Genomic DNA, 26,021 nt, shown 5'->3' on the forward strand with positions numbered 1-26,021 from the left:
TTGTCCGAACCACGCATCGGCGTATCCGTCGTCACCATGGGCGACCGCCCGCGGCAGGTCGAGGCGCTGCTGGCGTCCGTGGCCATGCAGGACGTACGCCCGGCCCGGGTCGTCGTGGTGGGCAACGGCACCCGGCTCCCCGACTACAGCGCCTTCCCGGGCCTGACGGATCTGGCGGGCGGCGTCACCACGATCGAGCTCGACGAGAACCTCGGCTGCCCCGGCGGCCGCAACGAGGCGCTGGCCAGGCTCGCCGAACTGGGCGACGTGGACGTGGTGATCGAGCTGGACGACGACGGTCTCCTGGTGGACGCGTCGGTGTTCCGCACGGTCCGGGAGCTGTACGCCGCCGACCCGCGCCTGGGCATCGTGGGCTTCCGCATCGCCGACGAACGCGGCGAGACCCAGCGCCGTCACGTGCCGCGGCTGCGCGCAGGCGACCCCATGCGCCGCGGCCCGGTCACCGCCTTCCTGGGCGGCGGCCACGCGTTCTCCATGAAGATGCTCGCCGAGACGGGCCCGTGGCCCGCCGAGTTCTTCTTCACCCACGAGGAGACGGACCTGTCCTGGCGGGCGCTGGACGCCGGCTGGAAGATCCTCTACGAGCCCGGTCTGCTGCTCCAGCACCCCAAGACGTCACCGGCCCGGCACGCGGTCTACTACCGGATGACGGCCCGCAACCGCGTCTGGCTGGCCCGCCGCAACCTGCCCCTCCCCCTGGTCCCCGCCTACCTGGGCACGTGGATCCTGCTCACCGCCCTCCGCACCCGCTCGGGCCCCGGCCTGCGCGCCTGGGCGTCCGGTTTCGCGGAAGGGGTCCGCACGCCCTGCGGCGTACGCAACCCGATGCGCTGGCGGACGGTGTGGCGGATGACGCGCCTGGGCCGCCCGCCGGTCATCTGACGCGCCGTCGGCACGCTGGGCTCAGCAGTTCGTCGGCTGCGGCTCGCCCGGTGCGGGCTGCTTCATTATCGGCTTCAGGTGCCTGTCGTAGATCCGGGCCCACGTCGAGGCCTTCCCGGCCGAGGTGTCCATGATCTTCGACAGGGCCGCGCAGACCTCGGTGTGCAGCCCCGTCCGCTCGGCGTCCGTCGCGACGCCGTATCCCTCCGCTCCGCCGAGGCTGTCCAGGGCCTTCGTCTTCTCGTGGTACTTGTCGGCGAGGCCGGCGACGATGACGTCGTCGGTGGCCACCGCGTAGACGTCGGTCCTGGGGTCCAGCAGCGCCTTGACGCAGTCCTCGAACCCGGAGCGCAGGACCTGCTGGCCCGCCAGCCCCTCCGTCTTGATCCAGGACTCGTAGACCGAGTCCCTGGCCGTGCAGACCTCGGCGCCCGGGTCGCGCTGCAGATCGCTCAGGTCGTTGTAGGGGCGGTTCTTGCGCACCAGGAGTCCTTTGAGTGCCTGGTAGTAGGGACCGGCGAAGGCGACCTTCTCCTCCCGTTCCCGTTCGTCGCTGATGCTGTACGTGGCCAGCACCAGGTCGGCCCTCCCGGTCCGCAGGTAGTCGCTGCGGTTCCCGGAGTTGACGCTGACGAACTGCACCTGGCCTTCGTCGAAGCCCAGCTCCCGGGCGACGGCCTTGGCGAGGTCGACCTCGAACCCCTTGTACGTGTCACCGGACTTCACGCTCAGACCGGGCTGGTCCCGCTTGACACCGATCCGCAGGACGTCATGGGTGTCGCTGTACCGGGGATCCGCCCCGGCGGCGTGCGAGGCGCGCCCCTTCCCGGCTCCCTCGCCGCCCTGCGCGCCGGTCCCGTCCCGCTGCCCCCAGACGAACCAGGCCGTGCCGGCGAGCAGCGCCGTGCACAGGACGGCCGCCGGCACCTTCCACCGGTCCCGGCGCCCGCCGCCGGTCGTCTCGGGGCGGCCGGCGCCGGTCGCCGGTTCCTGCCGGGCGGGCCGGGCGGGCCTGGGTGCGGCCGGGGTGTCGAGCGCGCCGAAGTCCCGGGTGACGTCCTGCAGCATCCGCTCGGCCTCGGTGGCGTCCGGGCGCTGTGCGGGGTCCTTCCGCAGCAGGGCGTCGATCAGCGCGGCGAGCGGTCCGGCGTACTTCATGGGCGGGGCCGGCGACTCGCGTACGGCGATGAGGACTTCGTAACTGGTGGCCCCGTCGAAAGGGCGTCTTCCCTCCACCATCTCGTAGAGGGTGACACCGAGCGCCCACAGGTCCGACGCGGCCGTCGCGGTGTGCGGGTGCTCCGGGGTGCGGCTGAGCAGTTCGGGCGCGAGGTACTGCGGGGTCCCGATGATCTCGTGCGACCGGGTCACCTGGACGGCGCCCTCGAAGGTGGCGATCCCGAAGTCCATCAGGAGGGCGCGCCCGTCGGGCCGGAAGAGGATGTTGTGGGGCTTCACGTCGCGGTGCAGGACACCGGCCTCGTGCACGGCGGTCAGTCCGCGCAGCACCTGGAGCCCTATGCGCGCCGCGTGCGGTACGGACAACTGCTGCTGCTCGCGCAGGAGGTCGGCCAGGGAGCGGGAGTTGAGCAGCTCCATGACGATCCAGACCTGGTTGCCGTCCTCGATCACGTCGTGCACGGCGACCACGTTCTGGTGCCCGATCCGGGCGATGGCCTGGGCCTCGCGGCGCGCCCGGTTCACCCACTGGGCCTGGGCGACGGGGGTGACGGCGCCGGGGTAGAGGAGTCCCTTCACGGCCACCTTGCGGTCGAGGCTCGTGTCGAGGGCCTCCCAGACCACTCCCATCCCGCCACGTCCGAGCTGGCTCAGCAGCCTGTAGCGGCCGGCGATCACTGTGTCCGGACCGTGGCCCGAGCCCTGGCCGGCCATGCCCTCGCTGTGCATCGCACCCCCCGTGTGCCGTTGTGGTGAGCAACAATAGACGCTCCGTCATGAGCCCGTCCCTCCCTCGGGGCAGGGCGGTGAGGGGCCGGCGGGGCGTCCGCAGCGTGTGCGGTCAGCCGACGGCCGTCCACCGGTAGCGCACGTCCGGTTCGCGTTCCTCGTTGCGGCTGCCGTCGTCGTACGACACGGCGGTGAAGCCGTGCCGCTCGTAGAAGGCGCGGGCGACGGCGTTGCGCTGGAAGGTGTACAGGCTCAGCTCCCCCCGGGAGGCGGCCTTGACCTGCTCCAGAAGCAGCGTCCCGATCCCGCGCCGCAGCGCGTCGGGCCGGAGGTGGAGCTGGTCGAGCTCGTCGCCGTCGAGTGCGGCGAAGCCGAGGATCTCCCCCTCGGGGCCCTCGGCCACCCACACCAGGCAGCGGGGCAGCACGACGTGGGCGATCCAGGCGAGCGTGTCCTCGTCGCTGTGGATCGTGGGCAGGTACGGCAGCGCGGCGGCCCGGGAGTCCAGGTAGAGACGGGTCACCTCCTCCGCGTCGCCGATCGCCGCGTCCCGCAGCCGGATGGTGCCCTCGGTCCGCGCCGCGGACCCGTTCCGTGCCATCCCGTGACCCCTCGTCGGTGAACGCACAGCTATACCAAAGGAGTCGGCGGCCGGCACCGCATTTTTCAGCCCATCGGCTCCGGTCTTCAGCGGTATGGCTTCCGCGCGTAAGGTGCATCCCAGGAAGGTCGATCATTGAGCTGACACCGGGGGGGTATCAGTGATCCGAGTCCTGCTTGCTGAGGACATGATCATGCTTCGGCGGGCCTTGGCCTCGCTTCTGGAGCTGGAGTCCGACATCGAGGTGGTGGCCGAGACCGGCAACGGCGACGAGGTTCTGCCGTTGGCCCGTCTGCACCGGCCGGACGTGGCGGTCCTCGACATCGACATGCCGGGGATCGACGGTATCGAGGCGGCTGCCCTGCTCCACAGCGAACTGCCCGAATGCCGGACCACCATCCTCACCACCCTCGGCCGGCCCGGGAACCTGCGCCGTGCCCTGGCGGCGCACGCCTCGGGATTCCTGCTCAAGGACACCGAGCCCGCCCGTCTCGCGGCGGCGATCCGGGAGGTCGTCGCCGGTGGTCGGGTGGTCGATCCGGAGCTGGCGCTCAGTGCCCTGCAGACCGGTGAGAGTCCGCTCAGCGCACGGGAGACCGAGGTGCTGCGGCTGGCCGCCGCGGGCGAGGAGGTACCGGAGATCGCCCGGGCGCTGTTCCTCTCCGCGGGTACCGTGCGCAACTACCTGACCGCCGCGGTGACCCGGCTCGACGCGCGGAACCGGATGGACGCGGTACGGATAGCGCGGAACGCAGGCTGGCTGTGATCAGGCGCCGGCCGTCGCCCGCGCGGGCAGTTCGACGGCCAGCTGGAACCAGCCATCGGGGCGCTCGCCCGAGTCGAGCCGGCCACCGAGGGCCGCCGCCCGTGCCGCCAGGCTGATCAGCCCGCTCCCGCCCGACGTGGCACTCCCCGGCGCCTCCGCGAAGTGCGACTGCCGCGCGTCCCGCAGGCCGTCGTTGGCGATCACGAGGTGGACGGACTCCTCGACGGCGTCGGCCGTGATCACGCACTTCTGGGCCTTGCTGTGGCGCAGCATGTTCGTGACACCCTCGCGCAGCACGGTCGCCAGGACCGAGTCCACGGCCGGCGACACCTTCCCCGCCGCCACGCGCACCTCGGCGTGTATGCCGACCGCGCGCAACAGTGAGGAGGCGGCCGGGAGTTCGCGTTCGAGGCTCATCTGCAGGTAGCTGCCCGCGACCGAGCGCACCTCGGCGGACGCCTGGCGGGCCATCTGCACGATCTCGGTGATCTCGTCCTCGGCCCGTTCGGGGTCGAGCCGTACCAGGCAGTACGCGAGTTCGCACTTGAGGGTGATGGTGGAGAGGCTGAAGCCGAGAAGGTCGTGCAGGTCGCGGGCGAAGCGCACCCGTTCCTGGGCGAGGGTCACCCGCACCAGCTCGTCGCGTGCGGCCTGCACCTCGCCGATGAGGCCGGTCAGCCGGCTCAGCCCGTACACCACGAGGCCGGTGAGGACCGTCGCCACGGTGTTGTAGGCCAGCTCCCCCACTCCGTAACCGACCAGGAACTGCACGGCCCCCGTCGCCAGGACGACCAGGGACAGGGCGGCCCAGGCCAGCAACGGCCGCAGCACCAGCAGGCAGGAGGAGCAGAGGAATCCGGGCATGCCCAGCCAGGCGGCGCCGAAGAAGGCGAACGGGCCGAAGGTCAGTACGGCCTGGGCGGCCAGGGTCGCCCGCTGGTGCCGGGCCCACCGGGGCGCCCGGGCCGGGAACGAGTGGCAGAACTGGAGACCCAGCAACAGCAGCAGCAGGACGCCGAACGCCGTGAGCCCCAAGGTCCCCAGACCGCTGCTCACCGCATAGGTCAGGGCCACCCCGAGGAAGCAGAGAATGACCCCGGTGGTGATGGCGGACGCCACCCTCGGGGCCAGTTCGACGTTACTGACCGGTCTCTGCCCCATCGGGCCGGCCGGGATCAACGAGCGGAACCATCGCACTGAAACCCCCCACTCGAATGCGATTGCGCGCGGGGTACAGCATAGGTCGAAACTCCGCTTCCGGCCGGTCTCCGACGGGGGGTGGACGCACCCTTCGGGGCCGTCAGCGCCTGACCGCCTCCACGGCGGGACCCGGGGAGGCGGAGACCACGAACTCACCGACGCCCGGCTCCGTGCGCCAGTCCAGGCCGAACGCGTGGGCGGCCGTCTCGGTGTCACCGAAGGCCAGGGCGCAGGGCCCGAGCCCCATGGCCGTGGCCACCAGGTACAGGGTCTGCTGGAGTGCGCCCACCTCCTTGAGGAGGGCGCTGTAGGCGGTGCCCGCGTAGGAACCGGCCACCCGGTGGAAGCGGGCCGTCATGGTGATGAGCACCGGCGGCTCCTGGCTCAGCCCGGCGTTCGCGGCGGCCTCCGCGAGCAGGTCGTCCACCAGCTCCGGCGCCGGGTCGAGGGGGAACAGCAGATGGCCGTAGGGGTCGTAGTGGTACACACCGCGCTCGAGGCCGCCGCTGCCGGTGACGGTGAGGTACAGCTCCAGTGGGTAGCGGGAGCCGAGGCTCGGGTAGGGGCGGCCGCCGGCCGGGCGTTCGGCGGCCGACCGGTGCAGCAGTTCCCCCAACTGGTCGAGGGAGAGCGGCTTTCCGTCGTCCGGGCGCTCGGACCGCCGGGCCGCCAGGACTTCGCTCAGGGCAGGCTCGCCCTCGTCGGCACCGCCTCGCGGGGGTACCGGCAGCGTGATGGCGGCGCCTGCCGGGCCCGGGCGCCCGGCGCCGGTGCCGGGCCGGCCGGCCGGGCCCACCGGTTCGTCGTGCGAACCCGGCCTGCTGCGCTGGTGGACGAGCAGCTCGCGCGGCGACCAGTGCGCCAGGGCCTCGTCCTCGTCCTCCGTGAAGGAGGGGGCGCCCGCACCGTCGGCGAGCGGCTTCCCGGGCAGCAGGACGCCGGCGGCCTCCAGGTAGCCGACCGTGAGGGCCGCCTCCGCCACCGGCATGCCGAGCAGCCGGGCCGCCTCGCGCACCGTCGTGGGACGCGCGTAGCAGCTCACCAGCCATCCGGCCTGCGGTGTGTGCAGGACCACCCGGTGGGCGGTCAGCGGCGACTCCGCCACCCAGCCCCCGGCCGAAGCCCGCAGGGTGACGAACCGGGAGAGCCGGTGCACGGCGTCCGCTGCCGGGCGGCCGGGCCTGAACCGGGCCCGACGGGCGATGGGCACCACGGTCAGATGGTGGACGCCCTCCGCCAGCGCGAGCGTCCGCACCACGACGTGCTGCAGCCGTCCGAGCGCCGCGTCCAGGGCGTCGTAGGGGGCGCGGTCCCCCGCCGTCCCGCCGCCCTCGGTGAACCCGGGCAGCACGTTGTCGAGGGAGACCGGACCGTACGTCATGCGCTCCAGCGCCCGGGCGACCGCCGGTGTCCCCGGATCGAGGCGGATCTCCTCCCAGGGGGTGCTGACGACACCGGCGCCCGGCCCGCCCGGTACGGGCCGGTACCCGCAGTCCTCACGCAGCGACCAGAGGGAGGTCAGGGACGGGGCGACGGAATTCATGGAGGGAACCTCGGGGACGGTGTGACGGAGTCACAGGAAGAGCGGGACCGGGTTGAGGTCCTCGTATCGCAGCGGAGCGGACCGGCGGCCCAGGCGTACCGGTACGTCGTAGAGGCGCCCCGGTCCGAAGCGGGTCCAGAAGGGGCGCAGTCCGGGGACCACCACCTTGACCACGGGCAGGCCGGTGTCGGACCGGGTCTGGTCGAGCACCAGCAGTTCGCTGCCGAGGCCGCGGACGAGCCGCGCGGCTGCCTTCACGTCGTCGGCCAGGTCGGTGCGCCGGACGTACGGGAAGTCCTCGGGGCCGCGGCCGTGCCCGGTGGGGGCGGGCAGCAGGTACGGCTGGTTGTCGGTGGTGGCGGTCCGCCACCAGGTCAGCACGGCGGGGTCGTCGCAGCTGTATCCGGTGCCGTCGGCCGCGGCCTCCGCGACCGGCGGGAGCATCTGGTTGAGCTCCGCCACCGCCCGGCGCAGCGCGATCCGGGGGTCGAAGTGCGCGCCGAAACCCAGGGTGATGTCCTGGGCCGGTTTGTCGGTCCGCCCGGACAGGGCGGCGAACACCGGGATGCCGAGGTCGCTGGTGAGGTCGAGGACCCAGAGTCTTCGGCGGATGCCCCGGTGTTCCTCGCGTACCCGCCGGATCCAGTGGTCGTCGAAGGCGTCGAGGTCCACACCGGGCTGCCGGGTGCGGTTGTACCACCACAGCGCCACCGCGTCGCGCTCGACGAGTTCCAGGAATCCCTGCACGACGGCGTCCTCGCGGGAGCTGCCGGCCGCCGAACCGTTGGAGGTGGCGGCGAAGGGGCCTCTGACGCCCGGCGCGTCGTAGTAGAGCATCGCGGTGGGCACCAGGCGGTGCCGGTCGCCGGTCAGGGACCACATCGGGGTCCAGTGGACCGGCTCCTCCTCGTCGAAGGGCTCGCAGACACGGTGCGCCGGGCCGTGGGCGGCGTTCCACTCGGCACGGCCGGCGTACTGGCGGGGGTCGAAGAGCTGTACGGCGTCCGGGTGCACCGCACGGTCGGCGACGTCCCGGTAGGCCGCCGTCAGCGTGGGCTCGTCGCCCTGGAAGTAGCCGCTGTGCCGCTCGACGGCCTCGCAGAGCGCGCTCACCCTCGCCTGGGTCTCGGTGGTGCCCTTGCCCGAGCTGTGGCCGCGCAGCCCGCTGCGCACCGCGGCGAGGCCGGTGGGCGCCACCGCGGGATTGTGGCCGGAGTGGAAGCAGTTGAGGAAGCCGGGGCCGCGTGAGTCGCGGCGGATCTCCTTGACCACTCCGGTCAGGTCGTCGACCAGGTGCCCATGGCGTTCGAGCATCGCTTCGGGGGTCATCGACCGCTCGCCGGTACCGGTGCCGGTGCCGGTCTTGGGGCGGCTGCCGCAGACGAACGGCGCCCTCACCTGGCGTCCCATCAGCCCCGGCTCGCCGCACGACGGGCACTGGGGGCGTCGGCGTACCGGGTGGTGACGGCCGCTCAGGTCGTGCGGGTTGAAGGACCACAGCGCCGACTGGCCGGAGTGGCGCTGCCCGGCCAGCCATTTGACGGCTTCCAGGCAGGTCAGGTGGAGGCCCGCCGCGCGGCCGGCCGCGAGACCGGAGGGCGGGGTGCGGACCGGGTGGCCGAGGGCCTGCCCCAGGAATGCCTCGGCCGGGCGGTTGCGGCGGAGCGGTTCGGCCAGGCAGTTCCAGCAGGGGCCGTCCTCCGGTGTGAACACCGGGCCGATCCAGGGCTGTTCATGGGTGAGACGGGCGATCAGCCAGGGCGTGCCGGTGGAGCGGTACACGGCGCCCAGAGCTTCGAGGTCCGGATCGAGGTAGGTGTCGCAGAGCACGACGGCGAGTCCCGGGGGTTCGGTGTCCCGGCCCGCCCGGTGCGGCCGGAGGCCGCCGGCGGCGAGCGCGGCCGTCATCTCGGCGACGGCCTCCCGGGCGTGGGTGCCCACCCCGGCGACCGCCACCGTGGCCCCCGCGGTGCGGCGGACCGCCGTGGGGCCGTCCACGCCCGCCAGCTCCCAGAACACCTCGTCGGGGGTGGAGGCGGCGTCCGGCAGCCGGTGGGTGAGCAGCCCGGAGTCGAGGAGCCTGCCGACGACCCGCCGCACCTGTCCGGGCGGCAGCCCGGCGGGTGCGGAGTCGGCCAGCTGATCGAGTGTCCGACTGCCGTCGAGGAGCGGTGCGAGCGCGGTGACGCCGGCGCCCCGCAGCACGGTCACGCCGCGTTCGGAGACGAGGAACACCCCCTCGTCCTCCACCACTTCGGCCGTGAGATGGTGCTTGAAAGCCAGTCCGGGTTCCGTGCTCCGCCGGTACGTCATTGCCGTTCCCCCCACTCCCCCTGTGATCGGTTGCGGTCTCCTGGACTCGTTACTCGGAGGGCGTCGCGACCTCCGTCCAGCAGATGCAGGTGCCCGGCTGGAACGGCTCGGCCGCGGACGCGTCGAGGTTCTCGATGACCAGGCCGTCCGCGGCCGGGGCGTCGGTGTGGGTGCGGGCGGTGCCGGCGACGGTGAGATTCATGTCGGGCCTTCCTCCGGGAGACGGTGTTCGCGCTCGATGGGAGGAGTCTTCCGGTCGGTGACCGTGACCGACAGTGCCGGTGTCACCGGCTCGGCATGACGTTCTCATGGTCGTGGGGCGCAGCCGTCACGTCCCTTCGGCACGGGTGGCGGTGTGCGGGGCGTCGGCCATGCCCGCGGTGAGTGTGCTGCCGTCGTCCGGGTCGATGAGCAGGAACGAACCGGTGCCGCGAAGTTCGGCGTATCCGTCGAGAGCGATCGGTTCGGCGGTGCGTACGACGATCCGGCCGATGTCGTTGACCTCGAGCCGCTCGGCGCCGGGGCGTTCCGTGAGGTCCTGCAGGTCGAGCCGGGACCCGATCTCCTCGACCACCGCCCGTACGGTGCGTGTGGCGTGCCTCAGGAGCAGGTGCCGGCCGGCGCGCAGCGGCTGTTCGGTCAGGTGGCAGACGGTGGCGCGCAGCCGCCGGGTGGTGGGGGGCGTGGCGGCGGCAGGGGCCAGCAGGTCGCCGCGGGCGATGTCGATGTCGTCGGCCAGGCGTACCGTGACCGACTGCGGCGCCCAGGCGGTCTGGGCCGGGCCCTGCGGGGTGTCGATGGCCTCGATGACGCTGGTGCGGCCGGAAGGCAGGACGCCGACCGGGTCGCCGACCCGCAGCAGGCCGGAGGAGATCCGGCCCGCGTAGCCCCGGTAGTCGGGGTGTTCGGCGGTCTTCGGCCGGATGACGTACTGGACGGGGAGCCGGGCCGGCTGGGTGCGGGGGTCGGTGCCGGAGGGCACCGTCTCCAGGTGTTCCAGCACGGTGGGCCCGGCGTACCAGTCCATCCGGTCGGAGGGGCGTACGACGTTGTCGCCGTCGAGCGCGGAGACCGGGACGGCCGTCACCCGGGGGACGCCGAGGGCGGTGGCGCACTCGGCGAACGCGGCGGTGATGTCCGCGAAGACCTGTTCCGAACAGCCCACCAGGTCCATCTTGTTGACGACAAGGGTCACTTGGGGGATGCGCAGCAGGGCCGCGACGGCGAGGTGCCGACGGGTCTGCTCCACGATGCCGTGCCGTGCGTCCACCAGGACCAGGGCGAGGTCGGCGGTGGAGGCGCCGGTGACCATGTTGCGGGTGTACTGCACGTGGCCGGGGGTGTCGGCGAGGATGAACCGGCGCCTGGCGGTGGCGAAGTAGCGGTAGGCCACGTCGATCGTGATGCCCTGTTCCCGCTCGGCGCGCAGGCCGTCGGTGAGCAGGGCCAGGTCGGGCGACTCCTGGCCGCGCAGCAGTGACGCCGCCTCGACGGCCGCCAGTTGGTCGGACAGGACCGACTTGGAGTCGTGCAGCAGCCGGCCGACGAGGGTGGACTTGCCGTCGTCCACCGATCCGGCGGTGGCGAAACGCAGTGTTCCGGTGGTGGGGTCCATGATCAGAAGTACCCTTCCTTCTTGCGGTCCTCCATGGCGGCCTCGGAGAGCTTGTCGTCGGCCCGGGTGGCGCCCCGCTCCGTGATGCGGGTGGCGGCGATCTCCTCGATCACCGACGCCACGGTCTCGGCCTCCGACTCCACGGCACCGGTGCAGGACATGTCCCCGACGGTGCGGTAGCGGACGCGGACGAGCTGGAGGCGTTCGGCGCCGCGTGGGCCGCCCCAGTCGCCCGGCGCGAGCCACATGCCGTCACGGGAGAAGACCTCGCGGGAGTGGGCGTAGTAGATGGCGGGCAGTTCGATGCCCTCGCGCTGGATGTACTGCCAGACGTCGAGCTCGGTCCAGTTGGAGAGCGGGAAGACGCGGACGTGTTCACCGGGCGCGTGCCGGCCGTTGTAGAGGGACCACAGCTCGGGGCGCTGGCGGCGCGGGTCCCAGGCGCCGAACTCGTCGCGCAGCGAGAACACCCGCTCCTTGGCGCGGGCCTTCTCCTCGTCGCGGCGTCCGCCGCCGAACACGGCGTCGTGGCGCCCGGTGGTGATGGCGTCGAGCAGCGGGACGGTCTGCAGCGGGTTGCGGGTGCCGTCCGGGCGCTCTCGCAGCCGGCCGTCGTCGATGAAGTCCTGGACACGGGCCACCCGCAGCCTCAGGTGGTGCCGTGCGACGACCTGGTCGCGGTAGGCGAGGACCTCGGGGAAGTTGTGGCCGGTGTCGACGTGCAGCAGGGAGAAGGGAATCGCGGCGGGGGCGAACGCCTTCAGCGCCAGGTGCAGCATGACGACCGAGTCCTTGCCGCCGGAGAAGAGGATCACCGGCCGCTCGAACTCGCCGGCCACCTCGCGGAAGATGTGGATGGCCTCCGATTCGAGTGCGTCGAGGTGGGAGAGGGCGTACGGGCCCGCGGCGGGCGCGGTGCCGGGTGCGGTGGTGAGGGCGGTCATGCCAGCCCCCGCTCGGCGAGGAGGGCGAGCAGGGCCGCGGCGGACCGGTCGGCGGGCTCGGTGTGCGAGTCGATCCGCAGATCGGGGGCCAGGGGCTCCTCGTACGGCGCGTCCACGCCGGTCAGCCCGCTGATCCCGCCCGCCGCGTGGCGGGCGTACAGGCCCTTGACGTCGCGGGTGGCGCAGACCGCGACCGGCGCGGCGACGTGGACCTCCAGGAACGGCGTGCGGCTGGTGCGGTGCAGGGTGCGCACCAGTTCGCGGGACTCCGCGTACGGTGCGATGACCGGGACCAGGGCCAGGACCCCGTTGCGGGCGAGGATCTGGGCGACGCGGCCGATGCGCTCCACGTTGCGGTGCCGGTCCTCGGGGGAGAAACCCAGGTCTCCGGTGAGCGTGCGGCGCAGCTCGTCACCGTCCAGCACCTCGGCGCGGCGGCCGTCGCGCCGCAGTGCCTCGGCGGTCGCCCTGGCGAGGGTGGTCTTGCCGGAACTCGGCAGACCGGTCAGCCACACGGTCGCGCCGGGGTAGCAGGTGCAGTGGGGCGAGGCGGCCGGCGGGAAGGCGGGGCGCGGGCCCGAGGCCGTTGTCTGCGGGGTCACATCGTGCTCCATTCTCGGACGGCGGCGGTCAGCAGACGGCGGGCCCGCCGGAACTCGGTCGCGTGCAGGTGTTCGGCGGGGGTGTGGTCGAGGCTCGCGTCACCGGGGCCGTAGGCGACCATGGGCACGCCCTGCCAGGTGGTGGCGAGCGTGTTCATGTCGCTGCTGCCCTTCTTCACCAGGTAACGGGGCCTCACCTGTGATGCGGCGAAGGCCCGTTGGAAGGACCTGACCAGCGGGCTGGTGCGCGGTGTGGCGACCCCGGGGGTGCCCCTCAGGACCTCGGTCCGGACCGGCTCCGCCACCGCGGCGCGCAGCGCCCGCACGATGTCCTCGACGGCGTGGCCCGGGGGCAGCCGCACGTCCACCACGGCCTCGCCGTCCTGGACGTCGCCCTGGTTGAGGGCGCGTACGCCCAGGGTCGCGGTGAGTGCGTCGGGGGCCGCCCCGGCGACCGCGGCGCGCACGGCGGTGAGTGCCTCGACCAGCCGGTCGCCGGCTGTCCGGACGCCCTCGCCCGCCGTGTGCCCGACGTGTTCGCGGGTGTGCAGCCGGACCTTGATCAGACCGTGGTACCCGAGGGTGAGAGCGGTGGCGCCGCTGGGTTCGCCCACGATCACCGCGTCCGCCGGGTAGGTGTCGCGGACGTGGAAGGCACCGGCGCCGGTGATCTCCTCCTCCACGGCGCCCACCACCCGCAGTTCGACGCCCTCCGGCGGTTCGCAGGAGGCCAGGGTCTGGAGGAACGCCACCAGGCTCGCCTTGGCGTCGACCGAGCCGCGGCCCGAGAGGACCTCACCGTCCCAGCGCACCGGCCACCGGTAGGGCACCGTGTCCAGGTGCCCGAGCATCAGCAGACGCCGGTCCCCCGCGCCCCTGGTGGCCACCAGGTTCCCGGCGGCGTCGATCTCGCTCTTGACCCCGTGGTCCTCGCACCACTCGGCGAGGAGGAGTGCGAGCTCCCGTTCGTCCCGGGAGACGGAGGACACCTGCACGGCGCGGGAGAGCAGGTCGAGGTCGCCGGCCGGTGCGGTGGCCCCCCAGAAACGGGTGGCGCCCGTCGTCGAGAGGGTGTGCGGGCCGGTGATGGCCGTGTCCGAGGTGCCGGTGACGGCGATCTCCGCGGCCCGCACCTTCTGCCGCATCCGGCCGCGGGCGTAGCCGCCGCCCTCGCCCGGGGCGAGGTGGCGCAGGGTGCTGGTCGGGTCCGCGGGGTCGGCGAGCAGGCCCGCGGTGCCGGTGACCAGGCGCAGATGGTCGGCGTCCAGGGCGCGGGCCAGGCCGGCGGCGAGGACGTCGGCGTCGACGTTGAGCGGTGAGCCGCCCTCGGCGTCGGCGACCGGCGGGGAGAGGCAGACCACGTCGAAGGCGTCCAGCAGGGCGGCGAGCCGGTCCGTGTCCACGGCGGTGACGGTCCCCGCCCGGTGGTCGCGGACGACCCTGATCCGGCCGTCCTCCCGTACCCGCAACGGCCCGTTGACCGTCCCCGTCACCAGGGAGCCGCTCCGGGCGGTCGAGGTGAGGACCGACAGTCCGCGCCGGGTGAGCTCCTCCTCCACCAGGGGCAGGGTCACCTGCTCGTACGCGGCGACGATGTGCCGCATCTCCTCCGGAGGGCAGTAGCGGATCTCGTCGCCGCCGCGCGAGAGCAGGGTGCGGATCTCCCGTCCGGTCCGCCGGTAGTGCTCGGCGATGCCGGCGGCTCCTCCGGCGACGACGAGCAGCCGCGCGCCGAGACGGTGCAGGAAGAGCAGTTCGTCGAAGACACGGCTGTGGGCCAGGGTGGCGCTGCCCAGCTTGACGACGTACAGCGCCGGCCGGCGTGTGGCGGCCACTTCTCCCAGAGCCGGGGGTGTTCCCGGGGGCATGTGCGTACTCCTTCGGCTGTCGGTGCGGGCGGTGGGCGGCAGGGTGTCAGCCGATGCCGCGGGTGTTGCCTCCGTCGGCCACCAGCACGCTGCCGGTGACGAAGCCGGCCTGTTCGCTGGCGAGGAAGGCGACCAGGGCCCCCAGGTCCTCGGCCCGGCCGATCCGGCCGAGCGGCAGTCCGGCCGCGACCTCGGCGAGCCGCTCCTCGACCCGGTCGCCGTACTGGACGTCGAGGATCGGGGTGCGGTGGAAACCGGGTGCCAGGACGTTGACCGTCACCCCGGCCGGGCCGAAGGCGTCGACGAGCCCCTTGGCGAAACCGAGGACGCCGAGCCTGGCCACGGAGGACAGCCCGCTGCCCGGATGGGGTTGGCGCACCGACTCGGAGGTGATCATGACGATCCGGCCCCAGCCGGCCTGCCGCAGATACGGTGCGGCGGCCAGCGACAGCGAGACGTGCGGCAGCAGGTTGTCGTCGACCGCCTGCCGGTACTGGGCGACCTCGAAGTCCTGTACAGGGCCGAAGGGCACCCCCGGGGAGTTGGTGACGAGGACGTGCAGCCCGCCCAGTTCCTCGGCCGTCCGCCGTACCCATCCGGCGGCGGCGTCCTCGTCGCGCAGGTCGACCACCTGGCTCCGTACGCGGCCGGGGCCGCAGGCGTCCACCTCCTCGTGGGCCGCGGCGAGCCGACCGGCATCACGGCCGCAGATGGACACATCGGCGCCTTCCTCGGCGAGCACCCGGGCCACGGCGAGCCCGATGCCGCTGGTGGAGGCCGCCACGAGCGCGACCCTTCCGGCCAGTTGGAGGTTCACCTGAGTTCACCCGGCCAGAGCGGGGCCGACGGGCGCTCGTAGCGCCTGTCGAGGCGCGCCGCGGTGCGTGTGCCGCCGCCGGGAGGCGGGGCGGGATCCACGGCCGCGGCCGGAGCCCGGTCCGCGGGGGCCGCCCGGCGGGAGGGTGTGCCCCCGCCGCCGGCCGGGCGTGCCGGCGCCACCGGGTAGCCGTACCGGCCCAGCAACGGCAGTGCGGGCAGGGTGGCCGCCGCGATGTCGGCGGCGGAGAGCTCGGTGCGCCACCGGTCGTCGGGGCGGATCCGCGTCACCCCCCGCCGCAGCCGGTCCGGATTGCCGGTCACGGTGTGGTTGACGCCGAGCGGGACACGGCCGGCCCCGTCGACCGGCACCTCGTCGTCCAGGCCGGCGAAGCGCAGCACCTCGGCCACCGTCCCGCGGGGCCGTGCGGACAGGTCCTCGTGGCGGATCCGCAGGTAGCGGTCGCCCGCTGCCGCGCCGACGCGTTCCGAGGCGAGGTTGAAGGCCGTCCAGTACCCGCTGGAGCGGGAGGGGGACATCGGGTCGATGTACTCCTTCGCGCTGCGGTAGGACAGGGCGGTGGCCCGGGGATCACGCACGATGTGCAGGACCCTGACGTCGAGGTCGTCCCGGCCCAGCAGCGCCGCGGCCTCCGCCGGGCACTTGGAGCCGTCCACCACCAGGCGGTCGCCGCCGCGGGCGGCCACCTCCCGGTAGACGGAGGCCGACCGGTCGAGCAGCTCGCCGACGCCGGCGGCCGCGGGCCCCGTGCCGCGCGCCTCGGCGAGCCTGGCCCTGGTGTGCCGGGTACGCATCAGCGTGTGCTGCAGGGCCAGCATCCGGCGCGCGGTGGCGGCACCGGCCGGGGCGGGCAGGGCAGCGAGCGCGTCGGACCACAGCGGGCACGCCGTCAAGGGCTGCCCGCACCCGCAGGTGGAGTTGGTTCCGGCGCCCAGCACACCGTTCTTCCACAGGAAGTGGAGTTCACCGATGTGCCGTACGCCGGGCAATTCGTTGAGGATGTTGCCGAGGAGTGTGCTTCCGCTGCGCATCCAACCGGTGATGTAGAGGGCGCGGACAGGTGGGCCGGACATGGTGATTCCCTTCGTCGGCTGTCGCCGAGGTCAGTCCCGGGCCAGCAGCAGGAAGTGCTGGGGCAGGTGGACGGCGAGACCGATCCGGCTGCTCGCCTCGACGACGTCTCCGCCGTCGGGGCCCTGGCCGCGCAGCAGGGTCAGCGAGGCGACGTCCGGCACGAGCAGGGTGACGGCCGCCCGGAAGTCCCCGAGCAGGACCTGGTCCCGGGGGATCATGCGGGTGCGGGAGACGGTGATGCCGGCCGCGCCGAGCCGTTCGAGCACTCCCGCGCGCACCAGCTCCCAGTAGGTGAAGGGGTGGACGACGATGCCGTCGCAGGAACCGCCGGTCTCCTCCACCTCGGCGGCCGCCCGGGTGACGGAGGCGTAGATGTCCTCGCCGAGGCTGCCCCGGCGCAGGCCAGGAAGGTCGAGGAGGCCGGTGACGGCCTTGTCGTCGCTGCCGTGCAGCAGGGTCTGGTTCTCCACCACCGACAGCCGGACCAGGACCCGGTAGTCGACGAACGAGGCGAGCAGCGCCGGTTCGTCGAGGAGCCCCTCGGGCAGCGGCACCCGCACCTTCAGGTCGGTGAGCTCCGCGTACTCCACGCGGGAGGTGAACGACCCTTCCGGAGTGGTCCGGTAGGAGGTTCCGGAGGCGGCGATGTGCGCGGCCGGCTCGTGCACGTAGGGCACCGGGGCGTCGGCGACCGACGCCGTCTTGAGCAGATGCCGCACGGCATAGCGGGGCCGTGTGGCGAAGAGCGGGAAAACGGCCGGGAGATGGGCGCGGAACGGCACCGCACGGTCCTCGCCGGCCGCCGTACCGCGCACCGACCAGGCGAATTCCTCACCGGGGCTGCGCTCGGCGAGACCCGGGTCGGCGAGCTGTATCCGTACACCCTGCTGTACTGCTGAAGAGGCGGCTGCTGCCAGCATGCTTTCTCCCTGGGTAGCTCGTGAACGATCGTGGATGAGGATTGACACTAGACCGCATCCGGACACCGGGGACAAGAATTCGACGCCTGCTTGTTTATGATCTGAATAAGCCCACGTGATTTGCCGTCAGGAAATCTGCACCTGCCGGACATGAAGATCTCATACGCATCGCATGAGCTGCGCCGTGGCGTACGTAACCAGCCAACTCTAGGCTGCTTCCAGCTCCGGATGATTTCGACCGAAGACGGGTGGAAGAATGCGTCACGACTTGCAGATAAATCGCCTCAGAGCATTGGTGGCGGTGGTCGAGCACGGCGGGTTCCGGCGGGCTGCGGAGGTTCTGCACATCACCCAGCCCGCGGTGAGCCAGCAGATCCGCCAGCTGAGCGGCCTCATCAAGCGGCCGGTCTTCGCCTCCACGGGGCGGGACATGCGGCTCAGCCCGCAGGGCGAGGAACTCCTGGAGTACGCCCGCCGCATGGTGGCGCTGAACGACGAGGCGGTGGCCCGGTTCGTGCCCGAGGTCGGCCAGGTGCTGCTCTCGGTCGGCGTGACCAGCCAGCTCGCCGAGGTCCTTCCCGAGTTCCTGCGCCGGATCAACCGGGAGCTCCCCCAGGTGCAGTTGCGGGTCCGGACGGGGGCGAGCGAGGCGCTGGCCGAGCAGTTGCGTACCGGCCAGCTCGATGCCGCCCTGCTGCTCCAGACCGGCCCGCCGGACCCGGGGCCGGACGGCCTGGAGCTCGGCCGGATGCGCATGGCCTGGTTCGGCCGTCCCGCCACCGGCGAGCACGACGCCCTCCCGCTGGCCCTGTTCCCCGCCCCGTGCACGCTGCGCAAGGAGGTCGGCGAGGTCCTGGACCGCGCGGGCATCCGCCGGCGGATCGCGTACGAGGGACCGGAGCTGATCGGTCTGCGCTCGGCCGCCAAGGCGGGACTGGGCATGACGTGCCTGATCGCCAACGGGGACGAGCTGTGGGGACTGGCCCGCACGGCGCGCCCGGACCTCCCGGCGCCGCCGGCACCCCTGCCGGTCACCCTGGCACTGACCCCCGGCTCCGCCCCCGCCGGTTTCGCCCGGACCGCGGAGAAGGCGTTCCGGCGGGCCCTGCAGGGCTACCCGCTCGACCCGGCGGGCCCGGACCGCTTCGAGCCGGCCGTGCTGAGCGCATCGGCGGCCTGAGCGCACCTGCCCCCCGTATTCCATCGCGCATAAGCATTCGCGTTCACTCCCATTCGAGCCGCTGATGAAATCCGGCCGAACGGAGGAAAATCCGGGGATACAGTCCATCTTGTTTCAGCCACTTCCGCAACGACGAGTAGGGGAAATGCAATGTCTCAGACACTGCTTGCCACCACGTGTCTCGAATGCGACGCCGAGGTTCCCTGGGAGAACGACGCCCGGGTCGGCGAGATAGTCGAGTGCCCGGAGTGCCGCACCGAGCTGGAGGTCGAATCGGTGGAGCCGCCCCGACTGGTGCTCGCCCCCGAGGTCGAGGAGGACTGGGGCGAATAGAGGGCGAGCAGCGGAGCCGTTCCTGGGACCGGGAAGGAGAAAAGGAAATGAATTCCGCGACACTGCGGCTCGGCGTTCTCGCCTCGCGCGTCCGCTTCGAGGAGAAATGCATTCTGGCAGCGCTGGAGAGGCGCGGCGTCGCATGTGAGCAGATCGACCCCCGCACGCTGGCGGTCCGGGCCGGAGCGCCTTGGACCGGCCCGCGCACCGTGCTCAACCGGGAGGTCGGCCACTACCGGGCGCTGTACGCGGCGAGCGCGCTCGAGTCGACGGGGGCGAGGGTGCTCAACACCGCGGCGGCCGCGGCGGTGTGCGGCGACAAGTGGCAGACCTCCGCGGCGCTGGTGGCCCGTGGGGTGCCGACGCCCGACACCAGCCTCGCGCTGACCCCTGACGCGGCGCTGGCGGCCCTGGAGCAGTTCGGCTACCCCGCCGTGATCAAGCCCCTCGTCGGTTCCTGGGGCCGCCTGGTGACCCGGGTCACCGGCCCGGCGATGGCCGCGGCAGTCCTGGAACACCTGGCGGCGCTGCCGTCCCCGCAGTCACACATCGTCTACGTCCAGCGCGAAGTCGCCAAGGCCGACCGGGACATCAGAGTCCTGGTGGTCGGCGGACGGGCCGTCGGGGCGACGTACCGCAGAAGCGACGAATGGCGCACGAACGTCGCCCGCGGGGCGGTCAGCGAGCGCTGCCCGCTCGATCCCGGGCTCACGGAGCTGGCCGTGGCCGCGGCAAAGACCGTCGGCGCGCACATCGCGGGGGTGGATCTGCTCCAGGACCCGGACGGCCGGCTGACGGTGCTGGAGGTCAACGACCGGGTGGAGTTCCGGGGGCTCCAGCAGAGCCACGGTACGGACATCGACGTGGCGGACGCCGTCGCCGCCCTGCTGATCGAGGAGGCACAGGCATGATCCGGGCTGCCGTCGTGGGCGCGGCCGGCTACATCGGCGGCGAACTGCTCCGCCTGCTGGTCGGCCACCCCCAGGTGGAACTCGTCAACGCCGTCTCGCGCACCCTGCGCGGGCGGCCGGTGGACAGCGTCCATCCCAATCTGCGCGGCCGTACCCGGCTGACGTTCTCGTCCTACGACCAACTCGAGCGCTCCGACGTGCTGTTCCTCGCCACACCGCACCGGGAGACCATGCAGCGGATGCCGGAGTACCTCGCCTCGGCACGCGTCGTCATCGATCTGTCCGGCGACTTCCGGCTGCCGGACACCGACGTCTACCAGGACTACTACGGCACCCCCCACGAGGCGCCCGGCCTGCTCGGCACCTTCGTCCAGGGAATCCCCGAGCTGCACCGGGAGCGGCTGCGCACCGCCGACCGGATCTCCGTACCCGGCTGCATGGCCACCGCCGGCATCCTCTCACTGGTCCCTCTCGCCCGCGACGGACTGATCCGGGGCGACATCACGGTGGACGCCCGCACCGGGTCCAGCGGCTCCGGCGCCAAGGCCGGCTCGGAGAACCTGCACGCCGAACGCAGCGGCGCGCTCAGGGTGTTCGCCCCCACCCGGCACCGGCACGAGGCCGAGATCGCCCAGGCGACCGGGCACACCGTGCGGATGACGGCCACCGGTGTCGAGGCGGTCCGGGGAGTGCAGCTGCTGTGCCGGGCGCCGCTGGCCGAAGGGGTGGACGAACGCGCCGTCCGCTCCACCTACCGGACCGCCTACGCGGACGAGCCCTTCGTCCGGATCGTCGCCGCCCGGCGCGGGATGCACCGCTTCCCCGACGCCAAGATCCTCTCCGGTTCCAACTTCTGCGACGTCGGCTTCGCGCTGGACCGCGGCGCCTCGACCGTCACCGTGATCGCGGCTCTGGACAACCTCGTCAAGGGCGGCGCGGGCAACGCCGTGCAGTGCATGAACGTGCGGTTCGGCGAACCGGAGGCGCTCGGACTGGAGTTCACCGGCCTGCACCCCAACTGACACCTCCCGCACACCGTGCGCCCCCGCCTACCGCACCCGCCGAAAGGACCAGGCATGAGCAGCCCTCCCCTGCTGCGCGGCACCCCGCCGCCGGCCCCATCGACCGCCGACCGACCCGTCGGCCCTTCCGAGGGCGTCTCCCGCGGAGCGGAAGACCTGTCCGAGGTGACCACGCGGATCAGGGAGCACATCGTGACGATGTGCGCGAGCCCCGAGGGCGGCCACCTGGGCGGCTCGATGTCCCTGGTGGAGATCCTCGCCGTGCTCTACTTCCGTGTCCTGCGCCATGATCCCGGCTTCCCGGGCCTGCCCGAGCGCGACGTACTGCTGCTCAGCAAGGGGCACGGCGGCATCGGCCTGTTCGCGACGCTCTGCGAGGCCGGCTACTTCCCGGCCTCGGAGCTCGACGGGTACGCCAGGCCGGGCAGCCACTTCACGGCCCACCCGCATCCCGGGATCCCGGGTGTGGAGATGCCCTCCGGCTCCCTGGGCCACGGGCTGGCCGTCGGCACCGGGCACGCCCTGGCGCACCGGCTGGAGCGGTCCGACCGCCGCTGCTTCGTCGTCATGGGCGACGGCGAGCTCCAGGAGGGTTCCGTGTGGGAGGCGGCCTCGGTCGCCTCCGCCCAGCGCCTCGGCCGCCTCACCGCGATCGTCGACCGCAACGGCCTGCAGATCAGCGGAGCGACCGAGGCGGTCGGCGCCCTGGAACCGCTGGCCGACCGCTGGCGGGCGTTCGGCTGGCGGGTCCTGGAGGCCGACGGCCACGACACCGGCGCGCTCACCGAGGCACTGTCCCTGGCCCCCGATCCGCACCGGCCCACGGTCCTGATCGCCCATACCGTCAAGGGCAAGGGCGTCGCCCCGATCGAAGGGCAGGCCCGCAGCCACTACGCACGGCTCGGCCGGCGGCAGCAGCTGGCGCTCCTGAAGGCGCTGCGCGCCGATGCGGAGGCCCGCCGATGACCACGGCCGCCGCCACCGCACCGGCCGGCACCCGGCCCTCCACCCGCCCCGCCGCACCCGCCGGGACCGACCGCTCCGCCCGCGAGGTCTACCGCGACACGATCGCCGGGCTGCTGCCCGCCGAGGACCGGCTGGTCGTCCTGGACAGCGACACCGGCCTGTTCTCCGGCGTCGACTTCCGGGGCGGTCGCGAGCGCTACCTCAACCTCGGCATAGCCGAGCACACACTGATGGGCGCCGCCGCCGGGCTGGCCCGCGAGGGCCGGATCCCGGTGGTCAACACCATGGCGGCGTTCGCCGCGTCCCGGGCCCTGGAGGCCGTGAAGCTGGACATCGCGCTCGGCGGCCTGCCGGTGCTGATCGCGGCCACCCACTCGGGTGTGTCGGCGGGCCACCTCGGCCCCACGCACCACGCCCTGGAGGACCTCGCGTCGATGCGGGTACTGCCCCGCATGACCGTGGTGGTGCCCGGTGACGCCGCCCAGACCGCGGAGCTGCTGCGCCAGGCGCTCGCCTCGGGCGGGCCGGTCTACTTCCGTCTCGGCCGCGGCGCCACCCCCGCCCTGCCGGCCGGCGCCGGGCCGGTGCGGCTCGGCGAGGCCCAGATACTCCGCCGCGGCACGGACATCACCCTGGCCGCCTGCGGGCCCTACCCGGTGCTCGCGGCCCTGGAGGCGGCGGAACTCCTGGCCGCGGACGGTGTGTCGGCCAACGTGCTGCACCTGCACACCGTGAAACCACTCGACACCCCGGCCCTGCTGGAGGCCCTGGGCGACCAGCGGACGGTGATCACGGTGGAGGAGCACTGGGCGGCCGGCGGGTTCGGCTCGGCGGTCGCCGAGGAGCTCAGCGCGCGACGGCCCGTCCAGGTCCACCGGATCGCGATGCCGGACGCCTTCGTCCCGGTCGCAGGCGGCCAGCGCCTGCTCCTCGAACGGGCCGGTGTCAGCGCCCGGTCCGTCGCCGAGAGCGCCCGCAGGGCGCTCGGCACCTCCCAGGGAGGCACCCGATGAGCACGACAGCACCGTACGAGGCGTACGCCCCGGCGGCGGCACAAGGCCCCGCGGACTCCACGGACCTCGCCGGCACGTGGCGCGCGGCCGGCTGGTGGCGTGACGAGACGATCCTGCACGACCTGCGCCGCTGGGCGCGGCTCCGTCCCGACAGGCCCGCCCTGGTCTGCTACTCGGGCGCCGAGGCCCGGACCGTGAGCTACGCCGAGCTCGCCCGCCGGGTCGACCGGCTCGCCGCCGGGCTGCTCCGGCTCGGTGTGCGGCGCGGTGACGTGGTGACCCTGCAACTGCCCAACTCGTGGGAGCTGGTGGCGCTCTGCCTGGCGTCCGCCCGGATCGGCGCGGTCGCCGGCCCGGTGGTACCGACCATGCGCCGCCGCGAGGTGGAGTTCATGACCCGGCTCACCGCCAGCCCGGTCTACATCGCCGCTGCCGAGGTCCGGGGCTTCTCCTACGCCGGGATGAGCGCCGAGGTCGCCGACGCCGTGCCCACCCTGCGCCACCGGGTGCTGCTCGGCGGGGACGGCGGGCACCCCGGCGGCGCCCTGGACTTCACCCGCGACCTCTACGCCCCCGAACCCGACCCGGAGCTGCTCGCCTCGCTCGACGGTCTGGAGGCGGGGCCGGACGACCCCGCCCAGATCATGTTCACCTCCGGCACCACCGGAGAGCCGAAGGGCGTCGTCCACAGCCACAACACCCTGTACGCGATGAACCGGGCCCAGGCCGATGTCCTCGGACTCGGCGGCGACGAAGTCACCGCCATGGGCTCGCCCACCACCCACCAGGCGGGCTTCACCTGGAACTTCGTGATGCCGATGCTGCTCGGCGCCACCGCGGTCCAGGTGGACCGGTGGGACGCGCAGCGGATGCTGCACATCCTCCAGGCGCGGCGGGTGACCTTCTTCATGGGCGCGCCCACCTTCCTCTCCGACCTGATCGACGCGCAGCGCCGTACCCCCCACGACCTGTCGGCGCTGCGCAGCTTCGCGACCGGCAGCGCGCCGATAGCGCCGCTGCTCGTGGAGGACGCCGACACGGTGCTCGGCTGCCGGGTGTACGCCCTGTGGGGCATGACGGAGAACGGCTGCGTGACCGTCACCCGCCCGCAGCAGCCGCCGCTGCGGGCGGCCGGGAGCGACGGCACCGCAGTCCCGGGCATGGAGGTCCGTATCATCGGCCGCGACCGGCGCGCGGTGCCGGCCGGAGAGGTCGGACGGCTCCAGGTCCGGGGCGCCACGCAGTGCCTGGGCTACTTCCGGCGGCAGGAGGTGTACGACGCCTCGGTGACCGCCGACGGGTGGTTCGACACCGGCGACCTGGCCCGGGACGACGGGCACGGCGGCATCCGCATCGCCGGCCGGGTCAAGGACATGATCGTGCGCGGCGCCGAGAACATCCCGGTCGTCGAGGTGGAGGGCGCGCTCCTCAGGCACCCGGCGGTCAAGGACGTCGCGGTGGTCGGCTACCCGGACGCACGGCTCGGCGAACGCGCCTGCGCCTTCCTGGTCACCACCGGCCCGGCCCTCGGCGTGCCCGAGCTGCGGGACCACCTCGCCGGGCTCGGCATGGCCCGGACGTACTGGCCGGAGCGGGTGGAACTGCTGCCGGCGCTGCCGCGCACCCCCTCCGGAAAGGTACAGAAGTTCGCCCTGCGCGAGCTGCTGCACGCCTCCGCCCCCTCGAACTGACGCCTGGGACACCGAGAGAAGGAAACACAGCTCCATGGACTTCACGTTCACCCCCTCGCAGGACGAACTGGCGGCGCGCGTCGGCGCGTTCGCGGCCGAACGAATCGCTCCGTACCGCCGGGAGCAGGACCGCGGCGGCACGTACCGTCCGGGTCTGTTCCCGGACATGGCGGCGGCGGACCTGTTCGCGCTGCGGATTCCCGAGGAGTACGGCGGGCTGGGGCTGGACGCCGTGAGTGCGGGCATCGCGCTGGAGCAGCTGGCGGCGGCCGATCTCTCGGTGTGCTTCCCGGTGCTCAACGCCGCTCTGATCGGCGGGGTCCTGGCCGACAACGGCGATCCGGAGCAACGGGCGGCCTGGCTTCCGCCGATCGCCCGCGGTGACGCCGTGGTCGCCCTCGCGCTGACGGAGCCCGACCACGGCACGGACGCGGCGGGCATCCGGATGGAGGCGCGGCCGGACGGCGACGGCTGGCTGCTCACCGGTGAGAAGACCTCCATCATGATCGCGGCGCACGCCACCCACGGCCTGGTCTTCGCCCGCACCGGCGGGGAGGGGGCCCGTGGCATCAGCGCCTTCTACGTCGCACTGGACGACGCCCGGGTGCGCCGGGAGCAGCTGACCGACCTCGGCTGCAGGGCCGGCGGGCGCGGCCGGATCGTCCTCGACGGTCTGCGGGTCGGCCCCCGTGACCTGGTGGGCGAGCCCGGCGGCGGTTTCGCCGCGGTGATGCGCGGCTTCGGTGTCTCCCGGGCGCTGATCGCGCTGATGGCGGTCGCGGTGGGCGACGCCGCCCTGGAGGAGGCCTACGCACACGCCGCGCGGCGGACCGCCTTCGGGCGGCCCCTCGGACAGTTCCAGTCGGTGTCGTTCCCCCTCGTGGAGCACACCACCCTGCTGCACGCGGCGCGTCTGGTCGCCTACGAGGCGCTGTGCCGGGCGGATCGCGGCGAGGACCCCCGCATCCCGTCGAACATGGCGAAGTGGTGGGCGCCCAAGGCGGCTGTCGAGGCCACCCACCAGGCGCTGCTGACCATGGGACACCTGGGGTGGAGCGAGGACGGCCCGATAGCCCAGCGGCTGCGGGACGTCATCGGCCTCCAGCTCGCGGACGGGACGGCCGCGGCCACCAAGATCACCGTGGCCCGACTCGTCCTCGGCAAGGAGTACGCGCCGTGAGCACCGGCCGCTCAGTCCGCGACCGGGCCGGACGCGGAAACCTTGAGCCCCTGCCGGTACGCCTGCATCTTGGAGCGGGTCCCGCACACCGCCATGGAGCACCAGCGACCGGACAGGTTGCGGGCGCGGTCGTAGAAGGCCCAGGCGCAACGGTGGTCGTGACAGGACTTCAGCCGCTGCCAGCTGCCGTCCCCGCTCGCCTCGACGACGACGGCCAGGACCTGCCCGAACAGGCCCTGCGCCCCTTCACCGACCGGTCGCAGCCCGGCCGTGCCGGACTCGTCGAAACCGAGGACCAGCGGGCAGCGCCCGGCGACACGTTCGACCACCGCGCGGGCCTCCGGGTCGCGGGGGCCGCCGTTGTTCTCCCGCAGCAGCGCCCGCAGGGCCTCACGCAGTACGACCGCGCGTCTGCGGTCGGCCTCGGTGACTCCGGTCGCTGCGCCGGGCGGGCCGTAGGCCTCAAGCCAGCGCGTGAACCCCCCGGTCGTCGCGAACTCATCCGGTCCGAACTCGACGTTGACGCTGTTGACGAAGGACTGCACCAGGGCCAGCCGCCCGGGCGCCACCTCGCGGTCCCCGGGCTGCCGCACCCGCCTTTTTCCCGTCATGACGCAGACACTACCGGCC

At 73.0% G+C, this 26,021-nt stretch carries 24 protein-coding genes; 10 read left to right on the plus strand and 14 right to left on the minus strand.

Annotated features, from left to right (window positions below; genetic code table 11):
* Positions 1–903, plus strand: a complete 903-nt coding sequence (locus SACTE_RS08465) for a glycosyltransferase (RefSeq protein ID WP_014045617.1) — start codon at positions 1–3, stop codon at positions 901–903.
* A 21-nt stretch (positions 904–924) separates the two neighbouring features.
* On the opposite strand, the gene SACTE_RS08470 is transcribed toward SACTE_RS08465, so the two are convergent.
* Together SACTE_RS08470 and SACTE_RS08475 are read right to left on the minus strand one after the other, a co-directional pair.
* Entirely contained in the window at positions 925–2,811 is a 1,887-nt protein-coding gene (locus tag SACTE_RS08470; RefSeq protein ID WP_014045618.1) for a serine/threonine-protein kinase, read from the minus strand.
* Between the two features lie 112 nt (positions 2,812–2,923).
* Positions 2,924–3,412 carry a GNAT family N-acetyltransferase gene (locus SACTE_RS08475; protein WP_014045619.1) on the minus strand — a complete coding sequence of 163 codons (489 nt, stop codon included), beginning with the start codon at positions 3,410–3,412 and terminating at the stop codon, positions 2,924–2,926.
* 160 nt (positions 3,413–3,572) lie between these two features.
* Here SACTE_RS08475 and SACTE_RS08480 point away from each other — a divergent pair, with 160 nt between their 5' ends.
* Positions 3,573–4,178, plus strand: coding sequence for a response regulator transcription factor (locus tag SACTE_RS08480; protein ID WP_026359010.1), 606 nt, complete (start codon positions 3,573–3,575; stop codon positions 4,176–4,178).
* Here SACTE_RS08480 and SACTE_RS08485 read toward each other — a convergent pair whose 3' ends face one another.
* From SACTE_RS08485 to SACTE_RS08530, 11 genes are all read right to left on the minus strand, one after another.
* The gene (locus SACTE_RS08485) at positions 4,179–5,339 is read right to left on the minus strand and encodes a histidine kinase (RefSeq protein ID WP_019992712.1); all 1,161 of its coding nucleotides are present in this window, start codon (positions 5,337–5,339) and stop codon (positions 4,179–4,181) included. It abuts the gene before it with no gap.
* A 139-nt stretch (positions 5,340–5,478) separates the two neighbouring features.
* On the minus strand, positions 5,479–6,921 hold the full coding sequence (locus SACTE_RS08490; protein WP_014045622.1) for a SagB family peptide dehydrogenase: 1,443 nt from the start codon (positions 6,919–6,921) through the stop codon (positions 5,479–5,481).
* Between the two features lie 30 nt (positions 6,922–6,951).
* A complete protein-coding gene (locus SACTE_RS08495; RefSeq protein ID WP_014045623.1) occupies positions 6,952–9,234 on the minus strand; it encodes a TOMM precursor leader peptide-binding protein in 2,283 nt (760 codons plus the stop codon).
* A gap of 49 nt (positions 9,235–9,283) precedes the next feature.
* Positions 9,284–9,436, minus strand: a complete 153-nt coding sequence (locus SACTE_RS34555) for a hypothetical protein (protein ID WP_014045624.1) — start codon at positions 9,434–9,436, stop codon at positions 9,284–9,286.
* A 126-nt stretch (positions 9,437–9,562) separates the two neighbouring features.
* Positions 9,563–10,849 carry a GTP-binding protein gene (locus SACTE_RS08500; protein WP_014045625.1) on the minus strand — a complete coding sequence of 429 codons (1,287 nt, stop codon included), beginning with the start codon at positions 10,847–10,849 and terminating at the stop codon, positions 9,563–9,565.
* Between the two features lie 2 nt (positions 10,850–10,851).
* Positions 10,852–11,793, minus strand: coding sequence for a sulfate adenylyltransferase subunit CysD (gene cysD, locus SACTE_RS08505; protein ID WP_014045626.1), 942 nt, complete (start codon positions 11,791–11,793; stop codon positions 10,852–10,854).
* Entirely contained in the window at positions 11,790–12,308 is a 519-nt protein-coding gene (gene cysC / locus SACTE_RS08510; protein WP_026359009.1) for an adenylyl-sulfate kinase, read from the minus strand. The genes cysD and cysC overlap by 4 nt, the downstream gene beginning before the upstream one ends.
* Positions 12,309–12,391: 83 nt before the next feature.
* The gene (locus SACTE_RS08515) at positions 12,392–14,263 is read right to left on the minus strand and encodes a M20/M25/M40 family metallo-hydrolase (RefSeq protein WP_014045628.1); all 1,872 of its coding nucleotides are present in this window, start codon (positions 14,261–14,263) and stop codon (positions 12,392–12,394) included.
* A gap of 46 nt (positions 14,264–14,309) precedes the next feature.
* Positions 14,310–15,080, minus strand: a complete 771-nt coding sequence (locus tag SACTE_RS08520; RefSeq protein ID WP_014045629.1) for an SDR family oxidoreductase — start codon at positions 15,078–15,080, stop codon at positions 14,310–14,312.
* A complete protein-coding gene (locus tag SACTE_RS08525; protein ID WP_014045630.1) occupies positions 15,077–16,174 on the minus strand; it encodes a sulfotransferase in 1,098 nt (365 codons plus the stop codon). Before SACTE_RS08525 ends, SACTE_RS08520 begins: the two co-directional genes overlap by 4 nt.
* Positions 16,175–16,204: 30 nt before the next feature.
* Positions 16,205–17,095 (minus strand): family 3 encapsulin nanocompartment shell protein, encoded by an 891-nt coding sequence (locus tag SACTE_RS08530; protein WP_014045631.1) that lies wholly within the window; start codon positions 17,093–17,095, stop codon positions 16,205–16,207.
* Between the two features lie 256 nt (positions 17,096–17,351).
* Here SACTE_RS08530 and SACTE_RS08535 point away from each other — a divergent pair, with 256 nt between their 5' ends.
* The 8 genes from SACTE_RS08535 (at position 17,352) to SACTE_RS08570 (ending at position 25,391) form a co-directional block, all read left to right on the plus strand.
* Positions 17,352–18,275 carry a LysR substrate-binding domain-containing protein gene (locus SACTE_RS08535; RefSeq protein ID WP_014045632.1) on the plus strand — a complete coding sequence of 308 codons (924 nt, stop codon included), beginning with the start codon at positions 17,352–17,354 and terminating at the stop codon, positions 18,273–18,275.
* A 150-nt stretch (positions 18,276–18,425) separates the two neighbouring features.
* Positions 18,426–18,608 (plus strand): lysine biosynthesis protein LysW, encoded by a 183-nt coding sequence (locus SACTE_RS08540; RefSeq protein WP_014045633.1) that lies wholly within the window; start codon positions 18,426–18,428, stop codon positions 18,606–18,608.
* Positions 18,609–18,655: 47 nt separating this feature from the next.
* Positions 18,656–19,519, plus strand: a complete 864-nt coding sequence (locus SACTE_RS08545) for a RimK family alpha-L-glutamate ligase (protein WP_014045634.1) — start codon at positions 18,656–18,658, stop codon at positions 19,517–19,519.
* Positions 19,516–20,541 (plus strand): N-acetyl-gamma-glutamyl-phosphate reductase, encoded by a 1,026-nt coding sequence (gene argC / locus SACTE_RS08550; RefSeq protein WP_014045635.1) that lies wholly within the window; start codon positions 19,516–19,518, stop codon positions 20,539–20,541. Before SACTE_RS08545 ends, argC begins: the two co-directional genes overlap by 4 nt.
* A gap of 54 nt (positions 20,542–20,595) precedes the next feature.
* Entirely contained in the window at positions 20,596–21,507 is a 912-nt protein-coding gene (locus SACTE_RS08555; RefSeq protein ID WP_014045636.1) for a transketolase, read from the plus strand.
* Positions 21,504–22,520 carry a transketolase C-terminal domain-containing protein gene (locus SACTE_RS08560; RefSeq protein ID WP_014045637.1) on the plus strand — a complete coding sequence of 339 codons (1,017 nt, stop codon included), beginning with the start codon at positions 21,504–21,506 and terminating at the stop codon, positions 22,518–22,520. The genes SACTE_RS08555 and SACTE_RS08560 overlap by 4 nt, the downstream gene beginning before the upstream one ends.
* On the plus strand, positions 22,517–24,211 hold the full coding sequence (locus SACTE_RS08565; RefSeq protein ID WP_014045638.1) for an AMP-binding protein: 1,695 nt from the start codon (positions 22,517–22,519) through the stop codon (positions 24,209–24,211). Before SACTE_RS08560 ends, SACTE_RS08565 begins: the two co-directional genes overlap by 4 nt.
* A gap of 34 nt (positions 24,212–24,245) precedes the next feature.
* A complete protein-coding gene (locus SACTE_RS08570) occupies positions 24,246–25,391 on the plus strand; it encodes an acyl-CoA dehydrogenase family protein (protein WP_014045639.1) in 1,146 nt (381 codons plus the stop codon).
* Positions 25,392–25,402: 11 nt separating this feature from the next.
* On the opposite strand, the gene SACTE_RS08575 is transcribed toward SACTE_RS08570, so the two are convergent.
* Positions 25,403–26,002, minus strand: coding sequence for a CGNR zinc finger domain-containing protein (locus tag SACTE_RS08575; RefSeq protein WP_014045640.1), 600 nt, complete (start codon positions 26,000–26,002; stop codon positions 25,403–25,405).
* Between the last annotated feature and the right edge of the window lie 19 nt (positions 26,003–26,021).

It is taken from the genome of Streptomyces sp. SirexAA-E (assembly GCF_000177195.2).
In the GTDB taxonomy this organism is placed as follows: Bacteria; Actinomycetota; Actinomycetes; order Streptomycetales; family Streptomycetaceae; genus Streptomyces; species Streptomyces flavovirens.